Here is a 26108-nt window from a genome sequence, read left to right as displayed (position 1 = left end):
CCCATAGCGCGCATCGAGCACCCAGGCACCCGCCTCCGTCCCACGCCGGAGGCGGGTGTCTTATTCCCTGGCGGGAATACGCCGCCTTCGCACTGACCCCCTCGCGCACGGCACGGTCCGGTGCTAGCCTCGGCCCGAAGAGCGTCGCGGTATTTCTGGGAGGATCCGCGACTCTTGAGCTAGCGAGCAGTCTGGGGTTGCCGCTGCGTGCGGCACCGGAACTAGGGGAGTTCCTGATGCAGAACGCAGTATCGACGACGTCTTCGCGGCCGCGCAGTCGGGTGGCGAGCTTTCTCGCCGTCGGCGTGCTCATCGCAGCAGGGTTGGTGGCGACGGTGGCCGATCCGGCCGCAGCAGCCCCGGGGCCGGGACCGATCGAACAGCGCAGCGCGCAGACCGTGACGGCGGATCCGCTGCCGACGGTGCAGATCGATTCGGGAATCGTGTGGGCGCAGGTCGTCGCGGGGAACACCGTCTTCGCCGGTGGCAGCTTCTCGAATGCGCGTCCCGCCGGGACCAGCGCCGGGCAGAGCCTCATGCCGCGCAGCAACATCCTCGCGTACAACATCACGACGGGCGTCGCGACGTCCTTCGCCCCGACCATCAACGGAACCGTCAAAGCGCTGGCCGTCTCGCCCGACGGAACCCGCCTCTACGTCGGCGGCTCCTTCAACAACGTCAACGGCCTGACGCGGTGGAACTTCGCCGTCTTCGACACCTCCACCGGAGCCCTGCTCGAGAGCGTCAAGCCGGCCATCGGCGGCTCGTACATCAACGCCATCGTGGCGACGAGCAGCACCGTCTACGTCGGCGGTCTGATCGGCGCGGCCGGCGGCGTGACCCGCAAGAACCTCGCCGCCGTCAACGCCTCCAACGGCGCGGTACTGGGCTGGGCTCCGACGCCGGACCTGCAGGTCGATTCCATGGTCCTGGCCCCGGGCGGCGGAAAGCTCATCGTCGCCGGTCGCTTCGAGACGATCAACGGCACGTCCTCCCGCGGTCTGGGTGCGCTCGACCTCACCTCGGGTGCGCTCCTTCCCTGGGCGGTCACCTCCGTCGTGAAGAACGGCATGGCCACCGGCTCGCTCGCCGGGCGCGCGGGCATCTGGGCGCTGGCCGCCGACAGCTCGAAGGTCTACGGCACGGGATGGGTGTACTCGAACAAGACGATCGGCAACCTCGAGGGTCTGTTCGCCGCCGACGGCCAGACCGGCGACGTCAGCTGGATCGCCGACTGCCACGGCGACCACTACGGGGTCTTCTCCGACGGCACGAACGTGTACTCGACCGGACACGAGCACGACTGCCAGACGGCCGGTGGGATGCCGCAGGCCTACCCGTCGCCGGGGAACATGCGGAACTCGAGCGTGTACACGGCGGCCGCGAAGGGCACGCTCACGCGCAGCCCGTACGTCAACAGCATCTATTCCGATTGGACCGGCTATCCCGCGCCTGCCGCGGTGAACTGGTACCCGGACTGGACGACGGGCACGGCATCCGGATCCGGGCAGGCGGCGTGGACCGTCACCGGCAACAGCCAGTACGTCGTGTTCGGCGGCGAGTTCCCCCTCGTGAACGGACAGCGCAACCAGGGGATCGCCCGATTCGCCCGTACCCCTTCGACAGGGGCGAACCAGGGGCCGCGGCTCTCCGGCGCGAACTGGACTCCCACGGCGCGCTCGGTGAGCACCGGAACCGCGCACGTGCAGATCCCGGCGAACTGGGACCGCGACGACCTCGACCTGACGTACGAGCTGTGGGCGCAGGGCGGCGCGGCGCCGATCGCGACGAAGACGGTGCAGTCGACCTACTGGTTCACGCCGGTCGTCACACTCGTCGCGGAGGGGATCCCGGCAGGCTCCAGCCGCACCTATCGCGTCATCGCCCGTGACGGCGACGGCAACAGCGCGACGAGCGCGAACGTCACGCTCACCGTCAACGGAAGCTCGTCGTCGTCCTACGCCGACACCGTTCTCGACGACGGCGCGACCACGTACTGGCGTCTCGGACCGTCCGGCGGGGGAACGGACCTCGCCGGCAACAACAACCTCGTCTCGTTCGGCGGAGCAGGCACGACCTCCGACGATGCGCTCGGCGCCGAGGCCAACGGCTCCTCGACCTTCAACGGGTCCACGAGCGGATTCGCCCGCGCGACCGACACCACCGTCGTCGAGGAAGCGTTCGCGCTCGAGCTCTGGTTCAAGACCTCGACCACGACCGGCGGGAAGCTCATCGGGTACGGCAACGGGGCGTCCGGAAACTCGAGCACCTACGACCGGCATCTCTACATGCGCAATGACGGATCCCTGGCGTTCGGCGTGAATCCTGGCGCCCAGCGGGTGATCACGTCGCCGGCGACCTATCGCGACAACCAGTGGCACCACGCCGTCGCGCAGCTGAACCCGTGGTCGGGCATCCAGCTCTACGTCGACGGCACTCTCGTGGCCACCGATCCGTCGGGGACCGCGGGGCAGCTGTTCTCCGGCTTCTGGAGGATCGGCGGTGACAACCTCAACAGCTGGCCCAACCGGCCCACGTCGAACATGTTCAACGGCGCGCTCGACGAGGTGGCGATCTACCCGCACATCCTGACGGCCTCGCAGATCTCGACCCACTATGCGATCGGGCGCGGCCAGAGCCTGCCGACCGCGTCGTTCACGACATCCGGTTCCGATCTGTCCTGGTCGTTCAACGCCGGTGCGTCCAGCGCTCCGAGCGGGCGGACGATCACGTCCTACGCCTGGAACTTCGGCGACGGATCCACCGGGACCGGCGTCACGGCGAACAGGACGTACGCCGCGCCGGGCACGTACACGGTCACCCTGACGGTGACCGACAGCGCCGGCATGACGGGCTCGACCACCCGAACGGTGAACGCGTCGGGTCCGCATCAGGCTCCGGTCGCGGTGATCGGGGCGAGCGCCTCCGGGCTGACCGTCAACTACACGGGCACGGGCTCCTCCGCCTCCGGTGGCGCGACCGTGACCGGGTACGCGTGGAACTTCGGCGACGGGACGACGTCCACACAGGCGAATCCCGTGAAGACCTACGGCGCAGCCGGCACATACACGGCCACGCTGACGGTGACCGACAGCATGGGGTCCACGAGCGGTCCTGCCACGCAGACCGTTACGGTGTCTCCGCAGACCTTCGTCGCCCAGGACGCGTTCGCCCGCACGGTGGCGAACGGATGGGGATCGGCGACCGTCGGCGGAGCGTGGACCGTGAACAGCGCCCCGGCCTTCTCGGTCGACGGCAGCACCGGGCTCATCTCGCTGGGCGCCGGGCAGACGCGCAACGCGACGCTGGCGGGCGTGTCCGCTCAGGATGTCGACGCGCGCGCTCTCTTCAGCACCGCCAGCGTCGCCAACGGCGGCGGAGTGCACTTCAACTATCAGGTGCACAAGACGGCGGCCGGCGACTATCGGCTCAAGCTGCGGGTCGCGGCCAGCGGCGTGGTGACGGTCTCTCTGGCGAAACTGGTCGGCACGACCGAGACCCTGCTCGTGAGCCGGACCCTCGGCGGGTACACGCACACCGCGGGCGGCAAGCTCCAGCTGCACCTGGTCACGTCGACCGTCGGCGGTGTCACGACCCTCAACGCGAACGTGTGGCCGGACGGCGCGACGGAGCCTGCCGGCTGGTTCGTGACGACCACCGACTCCCAGGCCGAGCTGCAGGCCGCGGGGCAGGTCGGGGTGCTCTCGTACCTGTCCGGGTCCACGACGAACGTCCCGGTGATCGTGAGCGTGGACGCCCTGGAAGTCCGCTGACCCGTCAGGTGCGCGGACGGCGCTTGACCATGAGACGAGCGAACGCCGTGAGGTTGCGCGCGTCGCGGCGGTAGATCGGGATGACCAGGGCGGATGCCGCGGCGGCGAGGCCGGCCGCGACCCCGGCGACGAGCATCGCCCACGTGCCCCACGGCGCGACCAGGAGGGACACTCCCCACGCCGCGGCGCAGGTCCAGGCGCACACGGCCAGGATGCGTCCGGCTCCCGCGTAGAGGCGGGCGGTCGGCATGGGGGTGATGCGCGAGAGCCAGAACAGCGACAGGGGCCACGAGATGGCGGGCGCGATGGTGAAGCCGACGGCCACGCCGAGCACCCCGTAGAACGAGCCGACGACGATGCAGGTGATCTTGATGGTGGTCGTGACGATCGTGTACAGGAAGAGCTGCCTGCCGAGCCCGCGCGAGAGGTACACCCAGTAGCCCACGAACGCGAGCGTCGTGAGGAGTCCCGCCACCGCGAACAGTGCGACGATCGGGATGGCGTCGAGCCACTTCGGTCCGAGCATGATGCGGACGATGGGGTCCGCCAGCGCCGTGACGAGGATCAGCGGGATGCCGAGCCCGTAGCCCAGCATCAGCTGCGCCGACGTCAGGTAGTTGTTGAAGCGCGGGGGATCCTCCTGCACGCGCGCCAGGACCGGCAGGGCGACGTTCTTCGTGGGGGAGCGCACCTGGCTGAGCGGGGTCATGACGAGCTGATAGGCGCGGTTGTACAGGCCGAGCGGCGTCGTGCCGAACTTGAGCCCCACCAGGATGGTGTCGATCTGCGAGCCGGCGTAGACGAGCAGGTTCGTGGCGACGATGTTCCAGCCGAAGTTGATGAGCTGGCGTACGGAGTCGGCCCGCGAGTACCAGCGCGGAAGCCAGCGACCGGCGATCACGCAGCCCACCAGGACCACGATGCCGCTCGCGAGCTGCTGCAGGACGAGCGCCCAGTACTCGGCGCCCGCGAGTGCCGCGACCACCGCGACGGCCAGCGCCACGGCGGCCGCGGTGATGTCGATCGCCGCCAGCGCTTTGAACTTGAGCTCGCGTGCGAGGTTCGCGCGGTGCTGGGTCGCGAGCCCGTTGAGCAGGAACAGCAGTGAGAGCCAGTGGACCATGCCGACGATCTCGGGCTCATCGACGACGGCCTCGATGGGCCACGCGAGCAGGAACATCACTCCCGTGAGGACCACGCCGATCGCCGAGTTGATCCAGAAGAGGTTGTCGCGCTGCCCCGTGGTCAGAACAGGAGCCTGGATGGATGCCGTCGTCAGGCCGAAGTCGCGGAAGATCTCGCCGATGCCGACCACGACGAGGACGATCGCCAGCAGACCGTAGTCGTGCGGCGTGAGCAGGCGCGCCAGGATGACGACCGACAGCAGCTGCAGCACCAGCTTGGCGATCTGGGCCGCGAGGGTGAAGAAGACCCCTCGTGCCGCGGAGTGTGCGAGGTCGGAGGTCATCGGCGCCGTCCGCGAGCGGCCCTGACCCGGCGCGCCGTGCCCCGCAGCACCTGCACGAAGCGCCGCGGGTGAACGAGGCCCAGGCGCGCCAGCCCGAAGCCCCGATAGCGTGGCGGCGTGCGGCCCGCGAGCGTCGATCCCCACAGCCGCGCGAGCAGGTAGCGGCGCCGGGCCGTCTGCAGGGGCTGCGCACTCGCGAGCCCGTCCATCGAGAGCGGGCGGACCTCGATGACGCCTTCGGCGATGGCAGCCTCGATCACCTCGAGCCCGCGCGGCGTCCTCGCGATGAGGGCGCTCACTCCTGCTCCCTCGGCGAACTGCGGGTACCCGCGCTCGTCGGTGGCCCAGGAGTCGGCGGCGACGATGTCGGCCGACTCCCCGACGCCGTCGGGGCAGACCTTGCAGCGCCACTGCGTGGTGGGTCCGAGCGTGCTGCCCCAGGACTCCTCGTAGTCGGCGCTCACCTCGGTGTCTCCGGCGCGCGCCGCGAAGCGGCCCGGCCAGCCGTTGCCCCGGTAGCGCATCGCGTCGACCGTGCGGTCGGGGCCGATCCCGAGGCCTTCGAGCAGAGCATCCGTCGCTCCCTGGCTCGGCGTGCCGGCGCAGAAGAACGACAGCAGCAGGGGGGCTTCGCCGCCGGGTTCCAGGCCGGAGGCCCGCAGCGCGGCGATCTCACAGGGCTTGGCCGTGACGGCGCTCCCGGCGGCGAAGGCATCCGGGTTGGTGAGCGCGGCGACGGGGGCGTACCGCGAGCCCGCAGCGGCGAGCGCCTGCTCACGCGTCGTGATCGTGACCGGGATGCTGCGCCGCGGCTCGCTCGGGTCGACGGCCGCGCCGGCGATCCTGGCCGCCCGTCCGCTGCTGACGAGCCACGCGTGCAGCGCCGTGAGGACGCCGCCGCTGCTTCCGGCCAGGCGGATCTCGGGGTCGGTCGCCCAGGCCTCCCACGCGGCGAAGTACGAACCGAGCAGAGGGTGGCGGCGCGAGCCGGCCGGATCCTGCGCGGAGATGCGCACGCCGGGGCACGAGCGCGCGAAGACGCGCGCGGCATCCGGCGTCTCGTCGGGCGCCCCGATCTCGACCGGTCGCGCGTATCCGCCGGCGTCGAGGCGCATCTGCAATCCGCGGTCGAGCTGGGCGCACAGGCCGCATCCGGAGCAGGCGTCTCGCGCGAGAACGTCCTGGACCCGGTCGCGCAGCTCGGTCACACCACGCTCCCGACGAGGTCGCCCACCGGAGCGAGCAGCTCCTGGCCCCGCGACATCGCGCTGCGCGCCCGATCGGCGAGCGCGGGTGCGTCCACCGCGCGGAGGACGTCGGATGCGGCATCCGGCGACTCCGCCAGCGACACGACGTGCGGCCAGTCGAGCTCGGCCATGAGCGGCTGGAACTTGCGCGAGTACGCCATGGCGATCGCCGGAGTACCGGTCGACAGCGCATTGAGGCACGCGTGCATGCGCGCCCCGATGACGAGCTGGGCGCCGGCGATCACCGATCGCGCATCATCGAGATCGAGCGGCACGTGCACGCCGATGCGACCGTCGTACTCGTCCTGGAGCGCGTGCGAGACGGGGACGTCGTTGTCGGCGTCGTGGCTGTCCAGCACATGCGGCAGCAGCGTGACCCTGCGGCCGTCGGCCAGGAGGCGCGAGATGATCGTCCGCACCGCCGTGCGGTACGAGCCGTGATCGACATGGTCGCTGGTCTTCCACAGGAGTCCCGACACGTTCATCAGCACGTCGTGGTCGCCGGACGGCGTGGGCTGGGAGATGCCGAACACGAGATCGGTCGTGGTGCGGTCCGCCGGGCGGCCGAGTCCTTCTGCGGCTCGTGCGCTGGCGGGGTCGCGCGCGAAGACCAGCGTCGAGCGTCGAAGATTGCGCTGCGCGAGGAGACGCCCGCGCGCCGTGCCGAACGGGCCGATCGTCTGAGGGGCGAGCACGGCTGTCGCACCCGCCTGGACGGCGAACTCGTGGACGAGCGACATCTTGGCGTGGCGCTGGATGCCGTAGATGTCGGCGAAGCTGTCGCCCGAGCGCGTGTCCCAGTAGAGGTCGAACTGGCTGAGCCACTCCATCATCCCGGCGCGGCCCGTGAAGCGCTCTCGCACCAGGGACCGGGGACGACCCCAGGGAAGCGCCTCCGGGCGGGCGCCGAAGTCCATGAACTCGATGCGGGCATCGGGCAGCGTCGCGCTCAGAAGATCGGCCGATCCGCGGCCGAGCACACGGACGCCGAGATTCGGAGACGAATCCCCCGCCCAGCCGACGAGTACGCGCACTCGATCGATCCCCCTTCGCCCGGTCCACCCGAGCCCTACCCCCCTTCATCCTATGGGAGCGCGTCTCACTCCCTCGCGAAGCTCGTCCACGCGTAGAATCGGGCGACGGACTTCAGGGGGCCCGGCGTGGGATCGAATCCGATACAGCTCGTGGCGCTCGCCGCAGCGGCGATGGTCGCCGTGCTCGGACTCGTGCTCCTGATCCGGCGGCACCCGCGGTGGGGCATGGCCCTGTGGACGCTCGCCTTCTTCTTCACGCCCATCTGGCTCGGTGCCGGCGCGATGGGAGTGTTCGTCAGCGCTCTGACCGCGATGACGGTGATCGCGATCATCTCGGGATTCAGTCCGAACCTGCGGTGGTCGAACGTCGACACCGTCATGGCGGTCCTGCTCCTGGTGATCCTCCTCGCGTACGCCGTCGGCGGATCGATCCAGGGCCATGTGCAGGACAGCGTCGTGATGTGGTTCCTGCCGTACGTCTGGGGCCGCATGGTCCTCGCGCGGGTGACCGAGGACTGGGTCGCCGCGTGCATCGCGACGGCCGCCGTCGGCGCCTCGCTCCTGGGACTCCTCGAGTTCGTCACGAGCCAGAACCTCTTCCTCCTCACGCCCGGGGCGTCATCGTCCACCTGGGGAAACCTGCAGGAGCGAGGAGGCCTGCTCCGGGTGGAGGGGGCGTTCGGACACTCGATCGCGCTCGGCGGGGCGCTGGCGATCTCGGCCGCCTTCCTCCTCACGGTGCGGTGGCGTCCCTGGCTGCGTGCCACGGCGCTGGTGGTCGTGGGCGCCGCCACGGTGGTCACGTTCAGTCGCCTGGGCATCATCGGCTTCGCGCTCACGCTCGTGCTCGGCGTCATCTTCCTCGGGGCCTACGTCGGGCGAGGACTCCGAATAGCCGTGCTGTCCATCCTCCTGGTGGGAGCAGCAGCGGTCGTGCCGACGATCCTCGATGTGTTCGGGGAAGCAGGTTCAGAGGCGGAGGGGAGCGCCAACTATCGCGTCGACCTTCTCGGGCTCACGAACTCGATGGTGCTGCTCGGCGTCTCACCCGAACGCGAGGTGCTGCCGACGGGCGAAGACTACTGGGCGGGATTCCGCTCGATCGACAGCGCGCTCATCCTGATCGGGCTGCGGTTCGGGCTGCTTCCGCTCGGCGTGGTGCTGGTCCTCCTGGCGATCCTCATCGGCAGCGTCGTGATCGGACGCGCCACGCCGGCCAGCGTCGCGCTGGTGGCGCAGATCCCCGCGTTCGCGACGGTCGCGCTCATCACCCAGTACGCCGCGTTCGTGTGGTTCGCGGCGGGACTCGCAGTCAGCGCCTACGCGCTGCGGTACGGGCGCGACGCCGATCAGCTCGCGGCCGCCGTCGCGCGGACGGCACCCCCGCCCGGGATGCGCGGCGATCGGCTGACGGCGGGAATGGCGCGATGAGAGCAAGAATCGCCGGAGTCGGTACCCTGTATCTCAATGAAGAGGCGATGTTGCGTCGCCGGATCGGTTCGCGTACTCGAGAGACGCGTGGAATGAGCGGGAGCGAGTGGCCGACATCAGATCTCAGGTGACCCCGGGGCGCATCCTCGGGGTGCTCCTCCGTGCGTGGTGGGTGATCCTGCTGGCGGCCCTTGTGGGCGGACTCGCCGCGTTCGGCTACTCGAGCACGCTGTCGCCCATCTATCAGTCCACCGCGTCGACCTACTTCTCGATGCGATCGGCGAGCAGCGGCTCGGACATCAACCAGGGCTCCGCCTACACGCAGAGCCAGATGCTGTCGTTCGCACAGCTCGCGATGTCGTCCGTCGTGCTCGACGCCGTGCGCGACGACCTCGACGTCGACCTCACGAACTCCCAGATCCGCAACATGACGACGGTGACGATCCCGCAGAACACCGTCATCCTCGACGTCACGGCCGGGTCGACCGATCCCGAGTTCGCGGCCGAACTGGCGAACAGCGTCGCCGAGAACCTCGCGCAGGTCGTCGACGAGATCTCACCCAAGGACGACGCCGGCAACGCCACCGTCGTGGCGCGTGTCATCGAGCCGGCGACGCCCGCCGCCTTCCAGTCCTCGCCGAACAAGCAGCGCGACGCCGTCCTCGGTGCCTTCGCGGGCGCGCTCCTCGCGGTTCTGGCGATCGTGGTCTGGACGCTGCTCGACACACGCGTGCGGTCGGAGGATGCGCTCCGGCGCATCACCGACCTCCCGGTGCTCGGCGGCATCCCTCGTCGCAAGGACGCCCAGCGGCGGGCGCTCGTCGTCTCCGAGCCCAACAGCACGAGCGCCGAGGCGTACCGGCGTGTGCGATCGAGTCTGCGTTTCGCCGCCGTCGAGCACGACATCCGGGCGATCGCCGTCACCTCGTCGATTCCCGGGGAGGGCAAGACCTCCACCGCGGTGAACCTGGCGCTCACTTACGCCGAGGCAGGGCTCCGAGTGCTTCTCGTCGACGCCGATCTGCGTCGTCCGATGGTGGCGGAGACCCTGGGGCTCGAGAACTCGGTCGGTCTGACGACGATGCTCGTCGGTGCGGTCGACTTCGAGGAGGCGAGCCTTCCGTGGGGCGACACGTCGCTGTGGGTGCTCCCCGCTGGCGAGGTTCCCCCGAATCCTGCCGAGCTGCTGGCGTCGGCACGCATGACGGAGCTGCTCCGGGAGCTGCGCACGAAGTTCGACGTGATGGTGGTCGACACCGCCCCGCTGCTGAGCGTGTCGGATGCCACGATCATCGCGCAGAGCGTCGACACCACCATCGTCGTCGCCGATGTGAGCAAGGTTCACCTGGCCCAGCTCGCCAAGTCCCTCGAGGCCCTCGACCGGGCTCGCGCGCAGGTCGCCGGCATCCTGTTCAGCCGGGTCAAGCGGCAGCGCGGCGACGACTACAACTACTACTACGGTCCCTCGGGCGGCAAGCGTCAGCGGACGGGTACTCCCCTCACGCGACGCGAGCGTCGGGTCTCGGTCACGCCCACCTCGGTCCCTCTCGACATCGCGCCCGTCGGGGACGCGCCTGCGCCCGCGAAGAGCACGCCCTCTGTCGTCACCGAGGTCGAGGTCGCCGAGCTGGGCGTCGAGGAGGCATCACCCGTCGAGCGGGCGGTCGTCGACTCGAAAGCGGACGCGTCGAGCGACCGTCGCGAGGTCGAGCGCGAGCCCGAGGTCGACGACAACGCCCTCGACCTCAGCCGAGTCGAAGACGACGAGCGGATCAGCGCCGACCGGTCGGATTCGTGACGAGCTCGGCCACCCTGGTCTGGTATCGCTGCGGCGAATGCCGTTCGGCGGCGATGCTGCGCGACTCCTCGACCTGACCCCGCACGTCCGGCCACCGTTCGGCGACGTCGACCAGCGCGTCCGCGATCGCGGACGCGGAGTCGGGCGTGACACGCCAGGCCGTGCGGATGCCGTCGGTCGCCTCCCGCAGCCCCGACGTGTCGCTGGCGATCACGGGGCGTGCCGCGAGGATGCCTTCGACGGCGGTGTTGCCGAACGGCTCGTCCAAACGGGACGGCACCACGAGCACATCGGCGCGGTCCAGGAAGCCCCAGATGTCCGTCTGGAACCCGTGGAGCGTGACCCGGTCACCGAGCCCCGACGACTCGATCGCCTCGCGCAGCGACTCCTCGTAGGGCTCGTAGCCTTCGAACGTCGACCCGACGATGTCGAGCGTCGTGCGGATGCCGCGCTCGTCCAGGAGCCGCACGGCCTCGACCGCGAGGTCGGCGCCCTTGCGGGGCGACAGTCGGCCGACGAAGAGCACGCGCAGCCCGTCGGAGATCTCCTCGCGCGGCGCGGAGGGCGACGGGGGCCCGGGAACCGCGTTGAGGACGACCTCCGCCCGCGAGCCGAGCCGTCCGTACGTCGAGGTCATCACGGCGGAACTGAAGGAGCTGTTCACGAGAATGCGATTCGCAGCCAGTGCGGGCGCGTACAGCACGGCCTTCGTGAGGCGGCCGGCAGATGCCTCCCCTTCGTGCACGTGCAGCACGACCGGCACGCGGCGCAGCCTGCCCAGCAGCGGCCACAGGGGCAGCGTGATCGTGCTGACGTACAGGGTCGCCGGGCGCGTGCCGCTGAGCAGGGTCCAGGCCGCGCGCGCCCCGTTCCAGCCCGTGCGCACCAGCTCCCCCCATCCGGCGGGCCGCATCAGGCGCTTGCGCAGGACGAACGCCGGAGCGACGACCACCTCGGCGCCGGCGGCGTGCAGCGCATCCTGGAGGGGACCCCCCTCCGGAAGGGTGACCACGACGCGCTCCCCGGAGTGGACGAGGCCGATCACGCTGTCGAGCAGGACGCGGTCGGATCCATAGAGTTCGGACCCCGGATGGGCGACGAGCACGGTGGACGACGTCATCGATTCAGTGTGACAGAGCATCGGCGTCCGGCCGACCAGCCGGTACGGTGGGCGTCATACATCGTGGAGGAGGAAGATGTCGAACCGGGTGCTCTTCGTTTGCGCGGCCAACGTCTGCCGATCACCGTTCATGGCGGCGACCTTCACCGAAGCGGCGGTTCGCAGGGGCGACGGCATCGAGTGGGATGTCGTCAGCCGGGGCATCTCGGTCGTGCGCGAGCATCCGATGTGCCGATTGGCCGTGTCGCTGCTCGACCCCGGCACGCAGGACGCGTCATCGGCGGCGAGCCACGTGTCGACGCAGATCGCCCAGGTCGAGCTGGACGAGCACGATCTGATCATCGCCGCCTCTCGGGAGGAGCGTGCGCGTCTTGCGCGCATGCAGCCGAGCACGCGCCGACGCACCTTCACGCTGAAGGAGGCGGTCGCCCTGGGCGCTCCGCCCCTCGACGCCGGCGAGCGCAGCCGCGGCCTCGCCGAGGCGTCACCCACCCTCGCGGGCTACGCGGAGTTCCTCGATCAGCGCCGGGGACGCATCCGGGTGCCGCAGCAGACGGGCCTCCGCCTCCCGTGGTCCGCGCACGACGATCCGAGGGACGTCCCCGACGTGCACCACGACTCGACCCGCCGCCACACGCGGATCCTCAAGGAGTCGCGCGAGCTCGTCCGCGACCTGCACTCGCAGGTGAGTCACTACCTCGTCGCCGCGGAGTGAGGCCTCCCGCCCTGTCAGGAACGTGAAGGCCGCAGCCGCGAAGCCAAACGGGCTCGGAGGATCTCCGCGCCGTACTGCCGCTCGAACGTGCGGCGCAGACGGCGGAACTCCGCGGGTCCCGAGACGAGCCGGCGTTCGCTGAGGAACGCGGCCAGGGCGTCGAGGCCGTCACCCCCGAGACGATGCAGAGCCCGGCGGTGCACGCCGAATGCGGGAGCATCCGATTCCTCCGCCTGCTCGATCGCCCGGTCGACGCCGCTGCGGCTGGCGTTGCCTCCCCAGACCGTCGGCGCCTGGATGGCGTCGTCGACGTAGGTCGCGTCCCAGCTGCCGTCCCGGCGGAGGAGCCAGGCCGAGTAGAGCGGGAACTCCGTGAGGTCGGCCTCGACGAACTCGACGGCGAACGGCCGTCCGGACGACTTCTCGATGTCGTCGATGAGCGCCGCGGCCACCTCACGATGCGCCACGAACGGCGTGGACGTCGGGGGGAAATGATCGGCCGCGGCCTGATCGAGTCCGAGGTAGTCCAGCACCCGACGCAGGCGAGGAAGCAGGGGGTGGCTGAGGTAGCTCTGGAAGCCGGTGCGTGCGCGCCCGTCGGCCGCGAGGAAGTCGCTGACCGAGACCGGGCGGATCAGGTGGTTCTTGGCGTCGAGCAGCACGTACGTCGGCGTCTGGACGAGTCGGTGCGCGGCGAGCTTCATGACCTGCTGGCTCATCCATCCCGACGCCGCCACGTCGCTGCCCAGCTCGGACCGGCGGACGATTCGCACGCGATCGGCGAGGGGCCCGTAGGCGTCGAGCAGACGGCGTCGGGTGCGGCGCGACATCCGCGGGCTTCCGTTGTCGATGACGATGACGGACGCCACGTCGTCGGGCCGGGCGTAGAGCGCGAGGGATCGCGCCTGAAGCAGAAGGAGAGTGTCCTCCGCGCGGTAGGTGATGGTGACGAACGTGAGTGGCTTCCGCCCCTCGCTGTCGGTCTGCATGACGCGTGCCACTCCTTCTTCCGCGAGTCCGCGACCCGCCGCGCTCCGAGCCTAGGGGTACAGCTCCACTCGATCAGGCAAGCCGGGCGTGCCCCGCTGAGGAGCGGATGCCGCCGACCGGCGTCGCCCGGGTCGTCAGCTCGCCGTCACGGGCGCCCGCACGCCGAAGTCCCACTCCTCGGCGCGGCGGGTCGCGCGACGCGCGGTGCGGTGCACCGACTCGCCGGCGGCCAGGCGGCGCGCGAGGTCTTCGTAGGCGCTCGCCACGTCGTCCCAGCGGAAGCTGTCGCGTGCGCGCACGCGGGCCTTGTCTGCGAGCGACGCGACGCGCGAGGCATCCGACTCCACCGCGGCGAAATGGATGGCGATGTCGCGTTCGTTCTCGAAGAACCACGCGTCGTCGGCCAGCACCTCGCGGTTGAAGGGCACGTCGTACGCGATGGTCGCCGTTCCGGCGCCCATCGCGCGCAGGAGAGACGGGTTGGTGCCGCCCACCGAGTGGCCGTGCACATAGGTCATCGCGTGGAAATAGAGCGCATCGAGAAGGTCCTGGTCGTAGACCCCGCCGAGGAAGCGGATGCGCTCGTCGGTGCCCGCCGCGTCGCGTATCGCCTGCGTGTAGCCGGCGCTGTAGGGCGCGGAGCCGACCACGACGAGCGGCTTCTGCGCGTCGCTCTGGCGATAGCCCTCGACGATCTCGAGCACGTGATTCTCGGGTTCGAAGCGTGCGACGACCAGGTGGTAGCCGTTCGATTCCAGTCCGAGCTCGTGGATGCCGTCGGTCGGCGCGGCGTCGAGGATCGGCGCACCGTACCGGATGAGCTCGGTCGGGACTCCGAACTGGTCGGCGTAGTAGTCGGAGATCCCGGGGGCGTCCGCGATCAGCGCATCGGCCTTTCGCACGCCGAACTGCTCCGCCCAGCGGTAGTAGGCCTTGCCGCGCGCACCCCATTTCGACCGTCGCCACTCGAGTCCGTCCATGTGGAGCGCCGTGGGGATGCCGCGTGCCCGGAGCACCGGCAGGAACGGCGCGTTCGCCGCATTGAAGACGAAGGCCGCATCGGGACGGCGATTGACCGTCGCGTGGAGCGTCGAGAAGCCGGTGTGACTGAGAGTCTCGAGCTGCTTCTGCGACAGGGCAGGCAGATGTACCACGCGCATGCCGAGGTACTCCGGCTCGCGGGACTCCGATCCCCGCGTGTAGACGATCACCCGGTGGCCGCGTTCGACGAGCCGGCGTCCCACTTCCTCGACGGCCGTCTCGAAGCCGCCGTATGCGGCGGGCACGCCGCGGGTCCCGATCATGGCGATCGTCAGCGAGGATTCCTCAGAGTCGGTGTGAAGCCCCGTCTTCTCCGACTCCATTGGTCAATACGCTCCATTCGGATGGACCATGACGTGCGCGGTGCGGAACATGATCATGAGGTCGTTCATCGCGGACCAGTTCTCGACGTACCGCAGGTCGAGCCGGACGCTCTCCTCCCATGACAGGTCGCTGCGTCCGCTGACCTGCCAGAGGCCGGTGATCCCGGGCTTGATGTACAGGCGCCGGGAGACGGTCCCATCGTACGCCCGCACCTCTCGCGGCAGCGGGGGACGAGGTCCGACGATGCTCATGTCGCCGATCAGCACGTTCCAGAACTGGGGAACCTCGTCGAGCGAGAACTTGCGGAGGATCCGTCCGACGCGGGTGACCCGCGGGTCGTCCTTCATCTTGAAGAGCGGACCGGCGCCCTCGTTCGCATCCAGCAGCGCCGTGAGACGCTGCTCGGCGTCGGTGCGCATCGAGCGGAACTTGAGGATGCGGAACTCGCGACCGTCCCGGCCCACGCGCGACTGCGAGAAGAAGACCGGACCGCGGTCCTCGAGGAGGATCGCCGCGGCGATGATCAGCGCGAACGGTGCGAAGAGGGTCAGCGCGAGCGCTGCGGCCGCGATGTCCATCGTGCGCTTGAGTGCGAGCTTGCCGCCTTCGAACCGCGGGATCTTCACGTGGATGAGCGGCAGGCCGTCGACGGGTCGCAGGGAGATGCGCGGGCCCGCGACATCCGCCAGCCGGCTCGACAGGATGAGCTCTGCCGCCGTGCCCTCGATCTCCCAGCTGAGTCGCTTGATGTACTCCGGGTCGGCGTCGGGCCGGCTCGCGATGATGATCGTGTCGGCACCGAGTGCGTTCGCCGTGTGCGCGACGCTGTTGAGACTGCCGACGGCGTCGTAGGACATGTCGCCCACCGTGATCGAGCGCTCGGGCGAATCGGCGATGGTCGCTCCGACCACGAGGTAGCCGAGCTGACCGTCGCGCTGCAGCGTGCGGATGACGTAGTCCACGTCGTCGCGACCACCGACCACGAGGGTGCGCGACGCGTAGTGACCGAAGCGGCGCTGCCGGTGCAGCCAGCGGCGCCATGACCACCGCCCGATCAGCAGCGCGAGCAGTCCGATCGGCGCCGCGATGATGAGCTGGGCGCGGATGCCCTGCCACTGGAAGACGACGAACGCGATCGCGAGGATGCCGAACGTCAGGCCCGACGCGTGCGCGACTCGCTTGTACTCGGTGGCACCCGAGCCCGTGATCTCGCGGTCACGCGTGTGGAACGCGGCGAGCACGAACAGCCAGAACACCGCCGTCACCGCAGGGATGCGGGCCACGATCCACGGGTCGCTGACGAGCAGACCCGGCGCGACCAGCAGGAGTTGGAAGACAGGTGTGAGCGCCGTCGCGAGCACCACGATCGCGGCGTCCGTGAATCGCAGACGTCGTACGTAGCGGCGCTCCCACAGCAGCCGTCGCTCGAGCGTCGGAGTCGACCGCGGTGATACGCGGGCATCCGTGAGCTCTCGAACGAGCGGAAGCGGCGGCGCGACGGCGGTCAGCGTGGGCACCGGAAGCGCCCGCAATGCCGTCGGCAGAGCGCTCTCGACGGCGCTCACAGCCTGCCCTCATTGTGCAAATGCGCAAAGCGCAACCATCGAATCATCGATGCATCCCCAGAATGTTTTTCCCCAGTAGTTCGTAGGCCCCCCTACGAACTACGTTCTCTGAGCCCATCGGTTGCGACGGTGATACATCAGTGCGTCATTCGGCCCCAAGTCGAATAACGCGCAACCATGAACGATCAGTGAACGTGAGTCGATTCTAGCCAGAGAAACCGATATGCCGGAAGAGGCAATCGGCGGGCGGCGCGTCCGCGGCCGTTGCTAGGCTCGCGCCGTGCTTCCCGCCGACTGGATAGAACACCGCCGCCCCGACGGCGAGGTGCTCGGATGGATGCTGGCCGACGGCGAAGGCTTCCGCGTCTTCGACCTGCTCGGTCGCGAGCGCACGGACGCGCCCGTCGACTGGCTCGACGCCGAAGAGCTGCTCGACCGGCTCGGCATCGGCTACCTCGCCGACCGCTGGACGATGCGCTTCGCCGACGGGACGGAGCGGCCTGTGCGCATCACCGAGGCGAGCGCGCGTGGCATCACCGTCGTCGGCGACGAGTTCGGTGCCGCGTCGGCGGTCGGCGCGGTGCTCGACACGTTCCGGCTGCCGTTCCCCGCGCCGGAGGAGCTTCGACCGCGGGCCTGACCGCGGCGCGCGCCTGTCGCTACGCTGTGCCGCATGACTACTCTCGTGCTCACCGTGGTCGGAAGCGACCGCTCCGGGATCGTCGCGGCGGTCGCCGACGTCGTCGCCGCGCACGGCGGCAACTGGGAGACAAGCGAGCTGGCGGAGCTCGCCGGTGCGTTCGCAGGAATCGTCGAGGTGTCGGTGCCCGCCGACCGGGCCGACGCTCTGCGCGCCGCGCTGTCGGGCCTCGAGGGACTGCACACGGTCGCGGTGCAGGCGGGGGTGGAGGTCTCCGCGTCGCCTCGACAGTCTCTGGTGCTGCGTGTGCTGGGCAATGATCACCCGGGCATCGTGCGCGAGCTGTCCGCAGCGCTGAGTGCGCACGGAGTGAGCATCGATCGCATGACAACCGAGACGCGGGATGCCGCGATGGCCGGCGGTCGTCTCTTCGAGGCGACGGTCGTGGCGGCGGCGCCCGTCGATGTCGATGTCGCAGCGGTCGCGGCGGAGATCGAGCGCCTGGCCGCGGAGATCCAGGTCGACATCACCCTCGGCTGAAAAAGGTGTCGGCCCCCTCGGAGGCCGGTCGTTTCCGAGCCCTCGAGGGGGCCGTCCGCATCCCCATGCGGAAAGTCGCGCGGCCCCAGACCGCGTTCCCCCTTTTTAATGCGAATCTCGGGCCGACTCCCCAGAAGTCATGTCCCCAGATGCCCGGGATTCGCATCAAGGACAATGTACCTTGTCCCCCATATGGGGGACACCCCAAATCCAAAGAATTTCAGCATTTCTTGAGGTTCCCGAGTCGCTGCTAGAACGCGTCGACCCGGGGTGCAGGCTCCGGCCGCCGCGCCCTGAGCCTCATCGCGGGCTTCTCGACCAAGAACCACGAGGCAATCGCGAGGGGGAACGTCAGGAGAGTCGCCAATACGGCCATGAGCGCGACCTGATCCACCCCCGCGTATGCGACGACCTGCTGTGCCGGAAACGCATAGATGTACACGCCGTACGACACGTCGTTGCGCAGCGCGAGTCGCGGCGTCCGGATGTTGGCGCCGGCGACCATGACGAGGAACGCCACGGGAAGTGCGGCGAGCAGTCGATAGTTCGGGATCAGCAAGGAACCCATGAGCACCACGGCGGCGCCGACGACCGTCCACGCGTTGACGAGGACGCGGTCCTTCCACTGCCACACCATCGCCCCCGCCAGGAACATCAGACCGAACCTCGCCCCCTGTGCGGCATACCAGTTGTCCACCACGCCCGCAGTGGTGGCTGCTGCTGCGGCGAGCGCTATTCCGAAGAGGACCGTCGTCGTCCAACGCCATCTCAGCATCCCGAACAGTCCCAGAGTCATCACGCCGAGGTAGCAGAGGAACTCCCACCAGAGCGTCCAGAGCGACCCGTTCCACACGCCCTCGTAGGGGACTCCGAGCGGAGTCCCGGCGATGTCCTCCTGGAAGATCCGCAGTCCCGCGTTGTACACGACGTAGGTGATGTTGTCTCCACCGAGCACGCCGGCCACGAGTGGCGCGATCACAAAGGCCGTGACCAGCAGGCAGACCCAGAATGCCGGCAGTATTCGCAGAGCGCGGGCGCGGAGGTAGCGCGCCCAGTTCGGATCGCGGACCCACGAAGAGACGATCAGGAACCCGCTGATCGCGAAGAACCCGTCCACACCGATCTCGCCGACGAGTTGCCGGAGCGGCGCGTACTCGATGTCGTGTCCGGTGAGGGGAAAGCTGTGCCACCCGATCACCGTGACGGCGAGCAGGAGGCGCACGAAATTGAGCCCGTTGCGCTTCGGGTCGAACGTGGCCCCCAGTGACCGCATGTGATCCCCCAGATCGAATGCCTCACGCTACACCCGATCAAAGGGGGTTCATCACACGCAGATGCGGCCGTTCGGAGCGGCCGGCGGAGCGGGGGAGGGAACGAAGAAACCCCCTCCATGTAGAAGCTAGGAGAGGGTTTCAGTGGCTCCGACCGGCATCGATCCGGTGACCTTTCGATTTTCAGTCGAACGCTCTACCAACTGAGCTACAGAGCCGCACGGCATGAATCTCGATCGCCGTGTCCGAGACGAAAGGCCCTTCGAAAAGGGCCCGTCGCTGTGGAGCGACCCTGACGGGACTTGAACCCGCGACCTCCGCCGTGACAGGGCGGCACGCTAACCAACTGCGCTACAGGGCCATGCTGTTAAGTTGTGTGGTTCGGAGTGACCCCAACGGGATTCGAACCCGTGCTACCGCCGTGAAAGGGCGGCGTCCTAGGCCGCTAAACGATGGGGCCGGGTGAACCCAGAGGCTCACGCTTACCGAGGGTCAAGCATACGCAATGGATCTCGAATGCGCCAATCGAGGGCGTGGTGTGCTTGTGCGGCCGCCGGTCCCGGATGACACTGGCTGAGTGACCGCGCTGCCGACGCCGCGACACGCATGACCGCGAGTCGGTTGCGAATGTGACTGATGTTGCTAATGTGAACGACGTCGACGTCACGAGGGGAGGTCCGGTGGAAACCGATGACGCCTTCGACGAGTGCGGCTGCGCACCGTCCCCGCGTGAACGCCGACAGCTCTGGCCTCAGTTGAGCCGCCGTGGTGCGCTCGGCCTCGGCGCGATCGGCATCGCCACGCTGGGTGCGTTGGGCGGGCCGCTCATCGCCCCCGCCTTCGCGGTCGACTACCCGTCCTGGGACGACGTGGTGCGCGCCAAGTCGAACGAGTCGGCGAAGAAGGCGCAGGTCGCGAGGATTCAAGGCCTGATCGCCGCCCTCGCCGATGACGTCGCTGCCAAGCAGGCGCTCGCCGAGCAGGCCGCGAACGAGTTCTTCGTCGCGCAGGAGGAGTTCTTCGACGCGGCCTACCGGGCTGAGCAGCTCCAGCTGCAGGCCGACGAGCAGGCCCAGACCGCCGTGGACGCGGCGAACAAGGCCGGACGCGTCGCCGCGCAGCTGTATCGCAACGGAGGCGACGACACGTCGCTGCAGCTCTTCTTCGCCGGATCCGCTGCGAGCGCCGACGACCTGCTGGCCCGCCTCGGCACGATGGACAAGCTGGTCGAACGCAATCAGGCGGTCTACGCCGACGCGGTGACGGCACGCGACTCCGCCCAGAGCCTCTCCGATCAGGCCGAGGTGCAGCGCGCCGAGCGCGACCGACTCCAGACCATCGCGCAGGACAAGATGGTCGCCGCTCAGCGCGCGGCCGAGGCGGCTCAGGCGGCGCTCGAGACGCAGCAGAGCAAGCAGGTCGAGCTCGAGGCGCAGCTCGCCGCACTCAGCGACACCACCCGCCGCACGGTCGCCCAGTACCAGGCAGGCGTTCGCGCCCGCGAGGAAGCCGCGCGCAAGGCACGTGAAGAGGCCGAGCGCCGTGCCCGCGAGGAGGCCGAGAAGCTCAACCAGGGCGGCGGAGGCGGTGGCGGCGGGGTCGGCGGCTCCGGCTGGGCGCGTCCGAGCGCCGGTTGGCAGAGCTCCGGCTACGGGCCCCGCGCCGTCATCTGCGGCAACGGCCAGTGCACATCGGGCTTCCATCGCGGCGTGGACCTCGCGCCCGGCTGCGGCGCGGGCATCTACGCGGCCAGCGCCGGCAGGGTGCAGTACGCGGGATGGAACGCCGGCGGGTACGGCAACTACATCCGGATCGACCACGGCGGCGGAATCGGCACCGGCTACGCGCACATCCGACCCGGCGGGATCTTCGTCGGCCCCGGCCAGTCCGTCCGCGCCGGCCAGCTCATCGCCAGCGTCGGCAACACCGGAGCCTCAGCCGGCTGCCACCTTCACTTCGAGGTGTACAGCAACGGCTACGCGATCAACCCGGTCCCGTTCATGTCGGCACGGGGCATCTCGGTCTGACGCCACGACCTGAAACGTGAGAAGAGCGGATGCCGCGGCATCCGCTCTTCTCGCGTTCTGACTAGTCGAGCGTGTTGGGGGCGATGCCCTCGCCCTGGGTGGCGGTCTGGCCCTCGTGCTGCTGGAAGCGCTCGAACGCCTCGCCGACGAGGCGCTCGGCCTCGGCGGCATCCGCCCACTCGTCGACCTTGACCCACTTGTTCGGCTCGAGGTCCTTGTAGTGCTCGAAGAAGTGCGCGATCTCCTTCTGGAGGTACTCGGAGATGTCGCCGACGTCCTGGATGTGCGCCCAGCGCGGATCCTTGGCCAGCACCGCCACGACCTTGTCGTCGCCGCCGGCCTCGTCGCTCATCTTCAGGACGCCGACGGGGCGCACGCTCGCGAGGATGCCGGGCGCGAGGTCGACGTCGAGGATGACCAGCACGTCGAGCGGGTCGCCGTCCTCGCCGAGGGTGTTCTCGAAGAATCCGTAGTTGGTGGGGTAGCCCATCGGCGTGTACAGGATGCGGTCGAGGAACACGCGGCCGGTGCCGTGGTCGACCTCGTACTTCACGCGGCTGCCCCGCGGGATCTCGATGACGGCGTCGTACGCGCCCATGTTGGTGCTCCTTCGGAAAACGGTGGGATGCCGCCGACCAGCCTAGTCGCGGCGGCAGGGCGCATAACTCCTGCAGAATTGTCGGCTCCCGGCCGTACCGGGCCTGATTCGCCGGGATCTGCGCGAACCTGCAGGAGTTATGCGCCGCGCCTCGCCGGTACGGTGGGCGCATGGACGACCGCCGACCCGGACTCGACCCCGCCGTCGCCGAGGTGCGCCTCGCCGTGCGGGCGGCGCTCGCCGGACTCGCCGAAGGCTCGACGGTCGTCGTGGCACTGTCGGGCGGAGCCGATTCGCTCGCGCTCACCGCAGCGACCGCGTTCGAGGCTCCGAAGCGCGGCGTCGCCGTCGCGTCGGTGACGGTGGACCACGGTCTGCAGGAGGGATCCGCGGATGCGGCCGCCGCCGCCGCCGCGCAGGCCCGGCATCTCGGGATCGAGGCGAAGGTCGTCCGGGTCGAGGTCGGTGCGGACGGCGGTCCCGAGGCCGCGGCGCGCTCGGCGCGGTACCCCGCGCTCCGTGACGCGGCATCCGCTCTCGGCGCCGCTGCGATCATGACCGGTCACACGCTCGACGACCAGGCCGAGACCGTCCTCCTCGGCCTGGCGCGGGGCGCCGGCGCCGCCAGTCTGCAGGGCATGTCCCCCGCGGGCGAACTCGACGGCGTCGCGCTGGTGCGGCCGCTCCTCGGCGTGCGTCGCCCGACCACGCGCGCCGCGTGCGCGGCGGAGGGTCTCGTGCCGTGGGACGATCCGCACAATTCCGAGCTCCGGTTCGCCCGCGTGCGCGTGCGCGAGGCGGTGCTGCCCGTCCTCGAGGCGGAGCTCGGCCCGGGCATCGCCGAGGCGCTCGCGCGCACGGCGGCCCAGCTGCGGGAGGACGCCGAGGCCTTCGACGAGATGATCGAAGAGACGATCGAGGACATCGTCGAGCACGTCGAGGCGGGCATCTCGGTGTCGGTCGGCGCGCTCGCGGCGAACCCCGCGGCGCTGCGTCACCGGATCATCCGGCACGTCGTCGCGAGCGAGTTCCACGAGAGCCTGAGCCGCACGCAGACGCTCGAGGTCGCGCGCCTGGTGACCGACTGGTCGGGGCAGGGACCCATCGACCTGCCCGGATGCCGCGCGCGACGCGTCGGCGGGCGCGTCGAGTTCACCGCCCGGCGAGTGGACGGCTGACGGCGCGTCTGCGCGATCCGCCTAGACTCTCCCCATGCGTGCGGCCGACATCCAGAGCGAACTGACCGAGATCCTCGTCACCGAGGAGCAGATCCTGGCGAAGCTCGAGGAGATCGGTGCACGCGTCGCGGTCGACTACGAGGGCAAGGACCTCCTGCTCGTGGGGGTGCTCAAGGGCGCGATCATGGTGATGGCCGACTTCTCGCGCGCACTTCCGAAGAGCGCCCCGATGGACTGGATGGCCGTCTCGTCGTACGGCGCCGGCACGAAGTCGAGCGGCGTCGTGCAGATCCGCAAGGACCTCGACACCGACCTCCACGACAAGCACGTGCTGATCGTCGAGGACATCATCGACTCCGGCCTCACCCTCAGCTGGCTGCTCGAGAACTTCGAGTCGCGCGGCGCCGCATCGATCGAGGTCTTCGCACTTCTGCGCAAGCCGGATGCCGCCAAGGTCGAGGTGGACTGCAAGTACGTCGGGTTCGACATCCCGAACGAGTTCGTCGTCGGCTACGGCCTCGACTACGACGAGAAGTACCGCAACCTGCGCGACGTCGCCGTCCTCGCCCCCCACGTCTACTCGTGACGCGGTCGACCTACACTCGTGGAGTGTCTCTGATCCGACCTGCCGCCGTCGTCCTCGCACTCACGCTCGCGGTGGGGCTGGTCGCATGCACGGCCGCGCCCGAGCTGTCGCCAGCCGCGGAGACGCCCTCCAGCACGCCGACGCAGACCTCGACGCCCAGTCCCACGCCGACGCCGAGCGCCATGGCGACGCCAATCGCCACGCCGACGCCTGCGCCGGCGCCGACGAAAGCCCCGGCGCCGTCTCCGACGAAAGCCCCGGCGCCGATCCCGACACCGATCGTCACCCCGGCCTTCAACGCCGATGACCTCATCAACACCTGTCTGTACAACGCCAGTCGGCCGCGGAACAAGCCGCGACCGGATCTGTACGACCAGCTCATGCGGTCCGACGTCCCCCGCGAAGAGGCCAGGCTCGCGTTCCGCCCCGATGGCGAGTGGTACGTGGTCATCCCGATCGTGGATCCCTTCATGAGCGTGCCCTGGGAGTTGAATTGCACGACGAGGCCGGATCGGTGGGTCACGTTCGTCGCATCTCGGCCGTCCCCCAAGATCGATGACTTCGACCGGTGGGCGTCGGGCGAGCTCCCCGGGAGCGGCGGCTTGTGAGCAGCGACGCTTACGCCGTCGGCGAATGCACAGTCAGCGCCTAGGGACGCCGCGATACCCTGAATCCACCGTCGCCGAGGCATCCGTCCGTCTCGACGCGGGTTCGTCGACGAAAGGGACCGGGCGCGCGCCCGCACCATGGACTTCAAGAAGATCACCCGCAACCCGCTCTTCTACGTCCTCCTGATCGGGGTCTTTCTCATCGTGGGGTTCTCGCTCATCTCGAGCCTGAACGGCGCGAAGCAGATCTCGACGCAGGAGGGTCTCGAGCTGCTCGCCGGCGACACGGTCGTCGAGGTGCTGAACACCGACGGCGACCAGCGCGTCGACATGAAGCTGTCCGCCGAGCACGATGGCGCGAAGGACGTGCAGTTCTACTACGTGCAGGCGCGAGCCGACGAGGTGGTCCAGGCGATCGACGCCGCCGATCCGAAGGACGGCTTCGACGACGCCGTTCCGCGCGCGAGCTGGTTCGACGGCTTCATCTCCCTTCTTCTGCCGATCCTGCTGCTGGGTCTGCTGTTCTGGTTCCTGCTGTCGTCCGCCCAGGGCGGCGGGAGCAAGGTCATGCAGTTCGGCAAGTCCCGCGCGAAGCTCGTGACGAAGGAGATGCCTCAGGTGACTTTCGGCGATGTCGCCGGCGCCGACGAGGCCATCGAGGAGCTCGAGGAGATCAAGGACTTCCTGAAGGATCCGGCCAAGTTCCAGGCCGTGGGCGCCCGCATCCCGAAGGGCGTGCTGCTGTACGGCCCTCCCGGAACCGGCAAGACGCTCCTCGCCCGCGCAGTCGCCGGTGAGGCGGGCGTGCCCTTCTACTCGATCTCGGGCTCGGACTTCGTCGAGATGTTCGTCGGCGTCGGCGCGAGCCGCGTGCGCGACCTGTTCAACCAGGCGAAGGAGACGTCGCCCGCGATCATCTTCATCGACGAGATCGACGCGGTCGGCCGTCACCGGGGCGCCGGCATGGGCGGCGGCCACGACGAGCGCGAGCAGACGCTGAACCAGATGCTCGTCGAGATGGACGGCTTCGACCCGAAGGCGAACGTCATCGTGATCGCGGCGACGAACCGCCCCGACATCCTCGACCCGGCGCTGCTGCGCCCTGGCCGCTTCGACCGCCAGATCGGCGTCGACGCGCCCGATCTGCGCGGCCGCCAGCACATCCTCGAGGTGCACGGTCGCGGCAAGCCGCTCGCCGACGGTGTCGACCTCGAGGTCGTCGCCCGCAAGACGCCCGGGTTCACCGGCGCGGATCTCGCGAACGTCCTCAACGAGGCCGCCCTGCTGACCGCCCGGTCGAACGCGCAGCTGATCGACAACCGCGCCCTCGACGAAGCGATCGACCGCGTGATCGCGGGTCCGCAGCGCCGCACGCGGGTGATGAAGGACAAGGAGAAGCTCATCACCGCGTACCACGAGGGCGGGCACGCCCTGGTCGCGGCCGCGATGAACCACAGCGATCCGGTGACGAAGATCACGATCCTTCCGCGCGGCAAGGCGCTCGGCTACACGATGGTGATGCCGCTCGACGACAAGTACTCGATCACCCGCAACGAGCTGCAGGATCAGCTCGCGTGGGCGATGGGCGGCCGTGTCGCGGAAGAGATCGTGTTCCACGACCCGACGACGGGCGCCTCGAACGACATCGAGAAGGCGACGAGCATCGCGCGGCGCATGGTGACCGAGTACGGCATGACCACCGAGGTCGGGCCGGTCAAGCTCGGCCAGTCCTCGGGCGAGGTCTTCATGGGCCGCGACATGGGTCACGGCCGCGACTTCTCGGAGCGCGTGGCCGAGCGCGTCGACACGCAGGTGCGCGCACTCCTGGAGCAGGCGCACAACGAGGCGTACCACGTGCTCAACGAGAACCGCGAGGTCCTCGATCGGCTCGCTCTCGAGCTGCTCGAGAAGGAGACGCTGGACCACCTCGAGATCGCCCAGATCTTCGAGGACGTCAAGCGACTCCCCCCTCGTCCGCAGTGGCTCTCGAGCGAGCAGCGTCCGGTCTCGGTCCTGCCTCCCGTCCAGGTTCCGGTGCGCGGCGAGCCCGTCGGCGCGGTGGCGCAGGCCGAGGCCGAGCAGCCGGCCGCCGAGAAGGCCGCCAAGCGCCGCCCGACCGGTCAGGCGCGTCCCGCGACCGCGTAGGCTCGGCCC

General features: G+C 69.4%; 20 protein-coding genes and 3 tRNA genes. 11 read left to right on the top strand and 12 right to left on the bottom strand.

Going from position 1 to position 26108, the window contains the following annotated elements; translation table 11 throughout:
- Positions 1-236: 236 nt before the first annotated feature.
- Positions 237-3773, top strand: coding sequence for a PKD domain-containing protein (locus OL358_RS05330; RefSeq protein ID WP_319805429.1), 3537 nt, complete (start codon positions 237-239; stop codon positions 3771-3773).
- Positions 3774-3777: 4 nt separating this feature from the next.
- On the opposite strand, the gene OL358_RS05325 is transcribed toward OL358_RS05330, so the two are convergent.
- Genes OL358_RS05325 through OL358_RS05315 form a run of 3 tightly spaced genes read right to left on the bottom strand, consistent with a single transcriptional unit; the run spans position 3778 to position 7522 of the window.
- A complete protein-coding gene (locus OL358_RS05325) occupies positions 3778-5241 on the bottom strand; it encodes a lipopolysaccharide biosynthesis protein (RefSeq protein ID WP_264708901.1) in 1464 nt (487 codons plus the stop codon).
- Positions 5238-6449 (bottom strand): Coenzyme F420 hydrogenase/dehydrogenase, beta subunit C-terminal domain, encoded by a 1212-nt coding sequence (locus OL358_RS05320; protein WP_264708900.1) that lies wholly within the window; start codon positions 6447-6449, stop codon positions 5238-5240. The genes OL358_RS05325 and OL358_RS05320 overlap by 4 nt, the downstream gene beginning before the upstream one ends.
- Positions 6446-7522 carry a polysaccharide pyruvyl transferase family protein gene (locus tag OL358_RS05315; protein ID WP_264708899.1) on the bottom strand — a complete coding sequence of 359 codons (1077 nt, stop codon included), beginning with the start codon at positions 7520-7522 and terminating at the stop codon, positions 6446-6448. Before OL358_RS05315 ends, OL358_RS05320 begins: the two co-directional genes overlap by 4 nt.
- 126 nt (positions 7523-7648) lie before the next feature.
- Between OL358_RS05315 and OL358_RS05310 the strand changes: the two genes are divergently transcribed.
- Positions 7649-8953, top strand: coding sequence for a hypothetical protein (locus tag OL358_RS05310; RefSeq protein ID WP_264708898.1), 1305 nt, complete (start codon positions 7649-7651; stop codon positions 8951-8953).
- A 106-nt stretch (positions 8954-9059) separates the two neighbouring features.
- The gene (locus OL358_RS05305) at positions 9060-10751 is read left to right on the top strand and encodes a polysaccharide biosynthesis tyrosine autokinase (protein WP_264708897.1); all 1692 of its coding nucleotides are present in this window, start codon (positions 9060-9062) and stop codon (positions 10749-10751) included.
- On the opposite strand, the gene OL358_RS05300 is transcribed toward OL358_RS05305, so the two are convergent.
- Positions 10726-11871: a glycosyltransferase family 4 protein gene (locus OL358_RS05300; RefSeq protein ID WP_264708896.1), complete on the bottom strand. Its 1146-nt coding sequence runs from the start codon at positions 11869-11871 to the stop codon at positions 10726-10728. The genes OL358_RS05305 and OL358_RS05300 overlap by 26 nt on opposite strands.
- A 76-nt stretch (positions 11872-11947) precedes the next feature.
- Here OL358_RS05300 and OL358_RS05295 point away from each other — a divergent pair, with 76 nt between their 5' ends.
- On the top strand, positions 11948-12586 hold the full coding sequence (locus OL358_RS05295) for a hypothetical protein (protein ID WP_264708895.1): 639 nt from the start codon (positions 11948-11950) through the stop codon (positions 12584-12586).
- Positions 12587-12600: 14 nt separating this feature from the next.
- On the opposite strand, the gene OL358_RS05290 is transcribed toward OL358_RS05295, so the two are convergent.
- The 3 genes from OL358_RS05290 to OL358_RS05280 form a co-directional block, all read right to left on the bottom strand.
- On the bottom strand, positions 12601-13575 hold the full coding sequence (locus tag OL358_RS05290) for a DUF6492 family protein (RefSeq protein WP_264708894.1): 975 nt from the start codon (positions 13573-13575) through the stop codon (positions 12601-12603).
- A 135-nt stretch (positions 13576-13710) separates the two neighbouring features.
- The gene (locus OL358_RS05285; protein WP_264708893.1) at positions 13711-14940 is read right to left on the bottom strand and encodes a DUF1972 domain-containing protein; all 1230 of its coding nucleotides are present in this window, start codon (positions 14938-14940) and stop codon (positions 13711-13713) included.
- A 3-nt stretch (positions 14941-14943) separates the two neighbouring features.
- The gene (locus OL358_RS05280; protein WP_319805428.1) at positions 14944-16506 is read right to left on the bottom strand and encodes a sugar transferase; all 1563 of its coding nucleotides are present in this window, start codon (positions 16504-16506) and stop codon (positions 14944-14946) included.
- Positions 16507-16786: 280 nt separating this feature from the next.
- On the opposite strand from OL358_RS05280, the gene OL358_RS05275 reads away from it, so the two are divergent.
- Together OL358_RS05275 and OL358_RS05270 are read left to right on the top strand one after the other, a co-directional pair.
- On the top strand, positions 16787-17146 hold the full coding sequence (locus OL358_RS05275) for a hypothetical protein (RefSeq protein WP_264708892.1): 360 nt from the start codon (positions 16787-16789) through the stop codon (positions 17144-17146).
- A 33-nt stretch (positions 17147-17179) separates the two neighbouring features.
- A complete protein-coding gene (locus OL358_RS05270) occupies positions 17180-17686 on the top strand; it encodes a glycine cleavage system protein R (RefSeq protein WP_264708891.1) in 507 nt (168 codons plus the stop codon).
- Positions 17687-17936: 250 nt separating this feature from the next.
- Here OL358_RS05270 and OL358_RS05265 read toward each other — a convergent pair whose 3' ends face one another.
- From OL358_RS05265 to OL358_RS05250, 4 genes are all read right to left on the bottom strand, one after another.
- On the bottom strand, positions 17937-18959 hold the full coding sequence (locus OL358_RS05265; protein WP_264708890.1) for an acyltransferase family protein: 1023 nt from the start codon (positions 18957-18959) through the stop codon (positions 17937-17939).
- 143 nt (positions 18960-19102) lie between these two features.
- Positions 19103-19175, bottom strand: a tRNA-Phe gene (locus OL358_RS05260).
- A 69-nt stretch (positions 19176-19244) separates the two neighbouring features.
- A tRNA-Asp gene (locus tag OL358_RS05255) sits at positions 19245-19318 on the bottom strand.
- 26 nt (positions 19319-19344) lie between these two features.
- Positions 19345-19417 (bottom strand) — tRNA-Glu (locus OL358_RS05250).
- A 220-nt stretch (positions 19418-19637) separates the two neighbouring features.
- Between OL358_RS05250 and OL358_RS05245 the strand changes: the two genes are divergently transcribed.
- Entirely contained in the window at positions 19638-20984 is a 1347-nt protein-coding gene (locus OL358_RS05245; protein ID WP_264708889.1) for a M23 family metallopeptidase, read from the top strand.
- Positions 20985-21045: 61 nt separating this feature from the next.
- Here OL358_RS05245 and ppa read toward each other — a convergent pair whose 3' ends face one another.
- On the bottom strand, positions 21046-21582 hold the full coding sequence (gene ppa / locus OL358_RS05240) for an inorganic diphosphatase (RefSeq protein WP_264708888.1): 537 nt from the start codon (positions 21580-21582) through the stop codon (positions 21046-21048).
- A gap of 170 nt (positions 21583-21752) precedes the next feature.
- Between ppa and tilS the strand changes: the two genes are divergently transcribed.
- The 4 genes from tilS (at position 21753) to ftsH (ending at position 26099) form a co-directional block, all read left to right on the top strand.
- Positions 21753-22760 carry a tRNA lysidine(34) synthetase TilS gene (gene tilS, locus OL358_RS05235; protein WP_264708887.1) on the top strand — a complete coding sequence of 336 codons (1008 nt, stop codon included), beginning with the start codon at positions 21753-21755 and terminating at the stop codon, positions 22758-22760.
- Between the two features lie 34 nt (positions 22761-22794).
- The gene (gene hpt / locus OL358_RS05230; RefSeq protein ID WP_264708886.1) at positions 22795-23346 is read left to right on the top strand and encodes a hypoxanthine phosphoribosyltransferase; all 552 of its coding nucleotides are present in this window, start codon (positions 22795-22797) and stop codon (positions 23344-23346) included.
- Positions 23347-23369: 23 nt separating this feature from the next.
- A complete protein-coding gene (locus OL358_RS05225) occupies positions 23370-23954 on the top strand; it encodes a hypothetical protein (protein ID WP_264708885.1) in 585 nt (194 codons plus the stop codon).
- A 138-nt stretch (positions 23955-24092) separates the two neighbouring features.
- Entirely contained in the window at positions 24093-26099 is a 2007-nt protein-coding gene (gene ftsH, locus OL358_RS05220; protein ID WP_264708884.1) for an ATP-dependent zinc metalloprotease FtsH, read from the top strand.
- Positions 26100-26108 lie beyond the last annotated feature (9 nt).

It is taken from the genome of Microbacterium sp. SSM24, from assembly GCF_025989145.1.
Taxonomy (GTDB): domain Bacteria; phylum Actinomycetota; class Actinomycetes; order Actinomycetales; family Microbacteriaceae; genus Microbacterium.
Note: the sequence above shows the minus strand (reverse complement) of the source record. Positions and strands in the feature narration are given on the sequence as shown.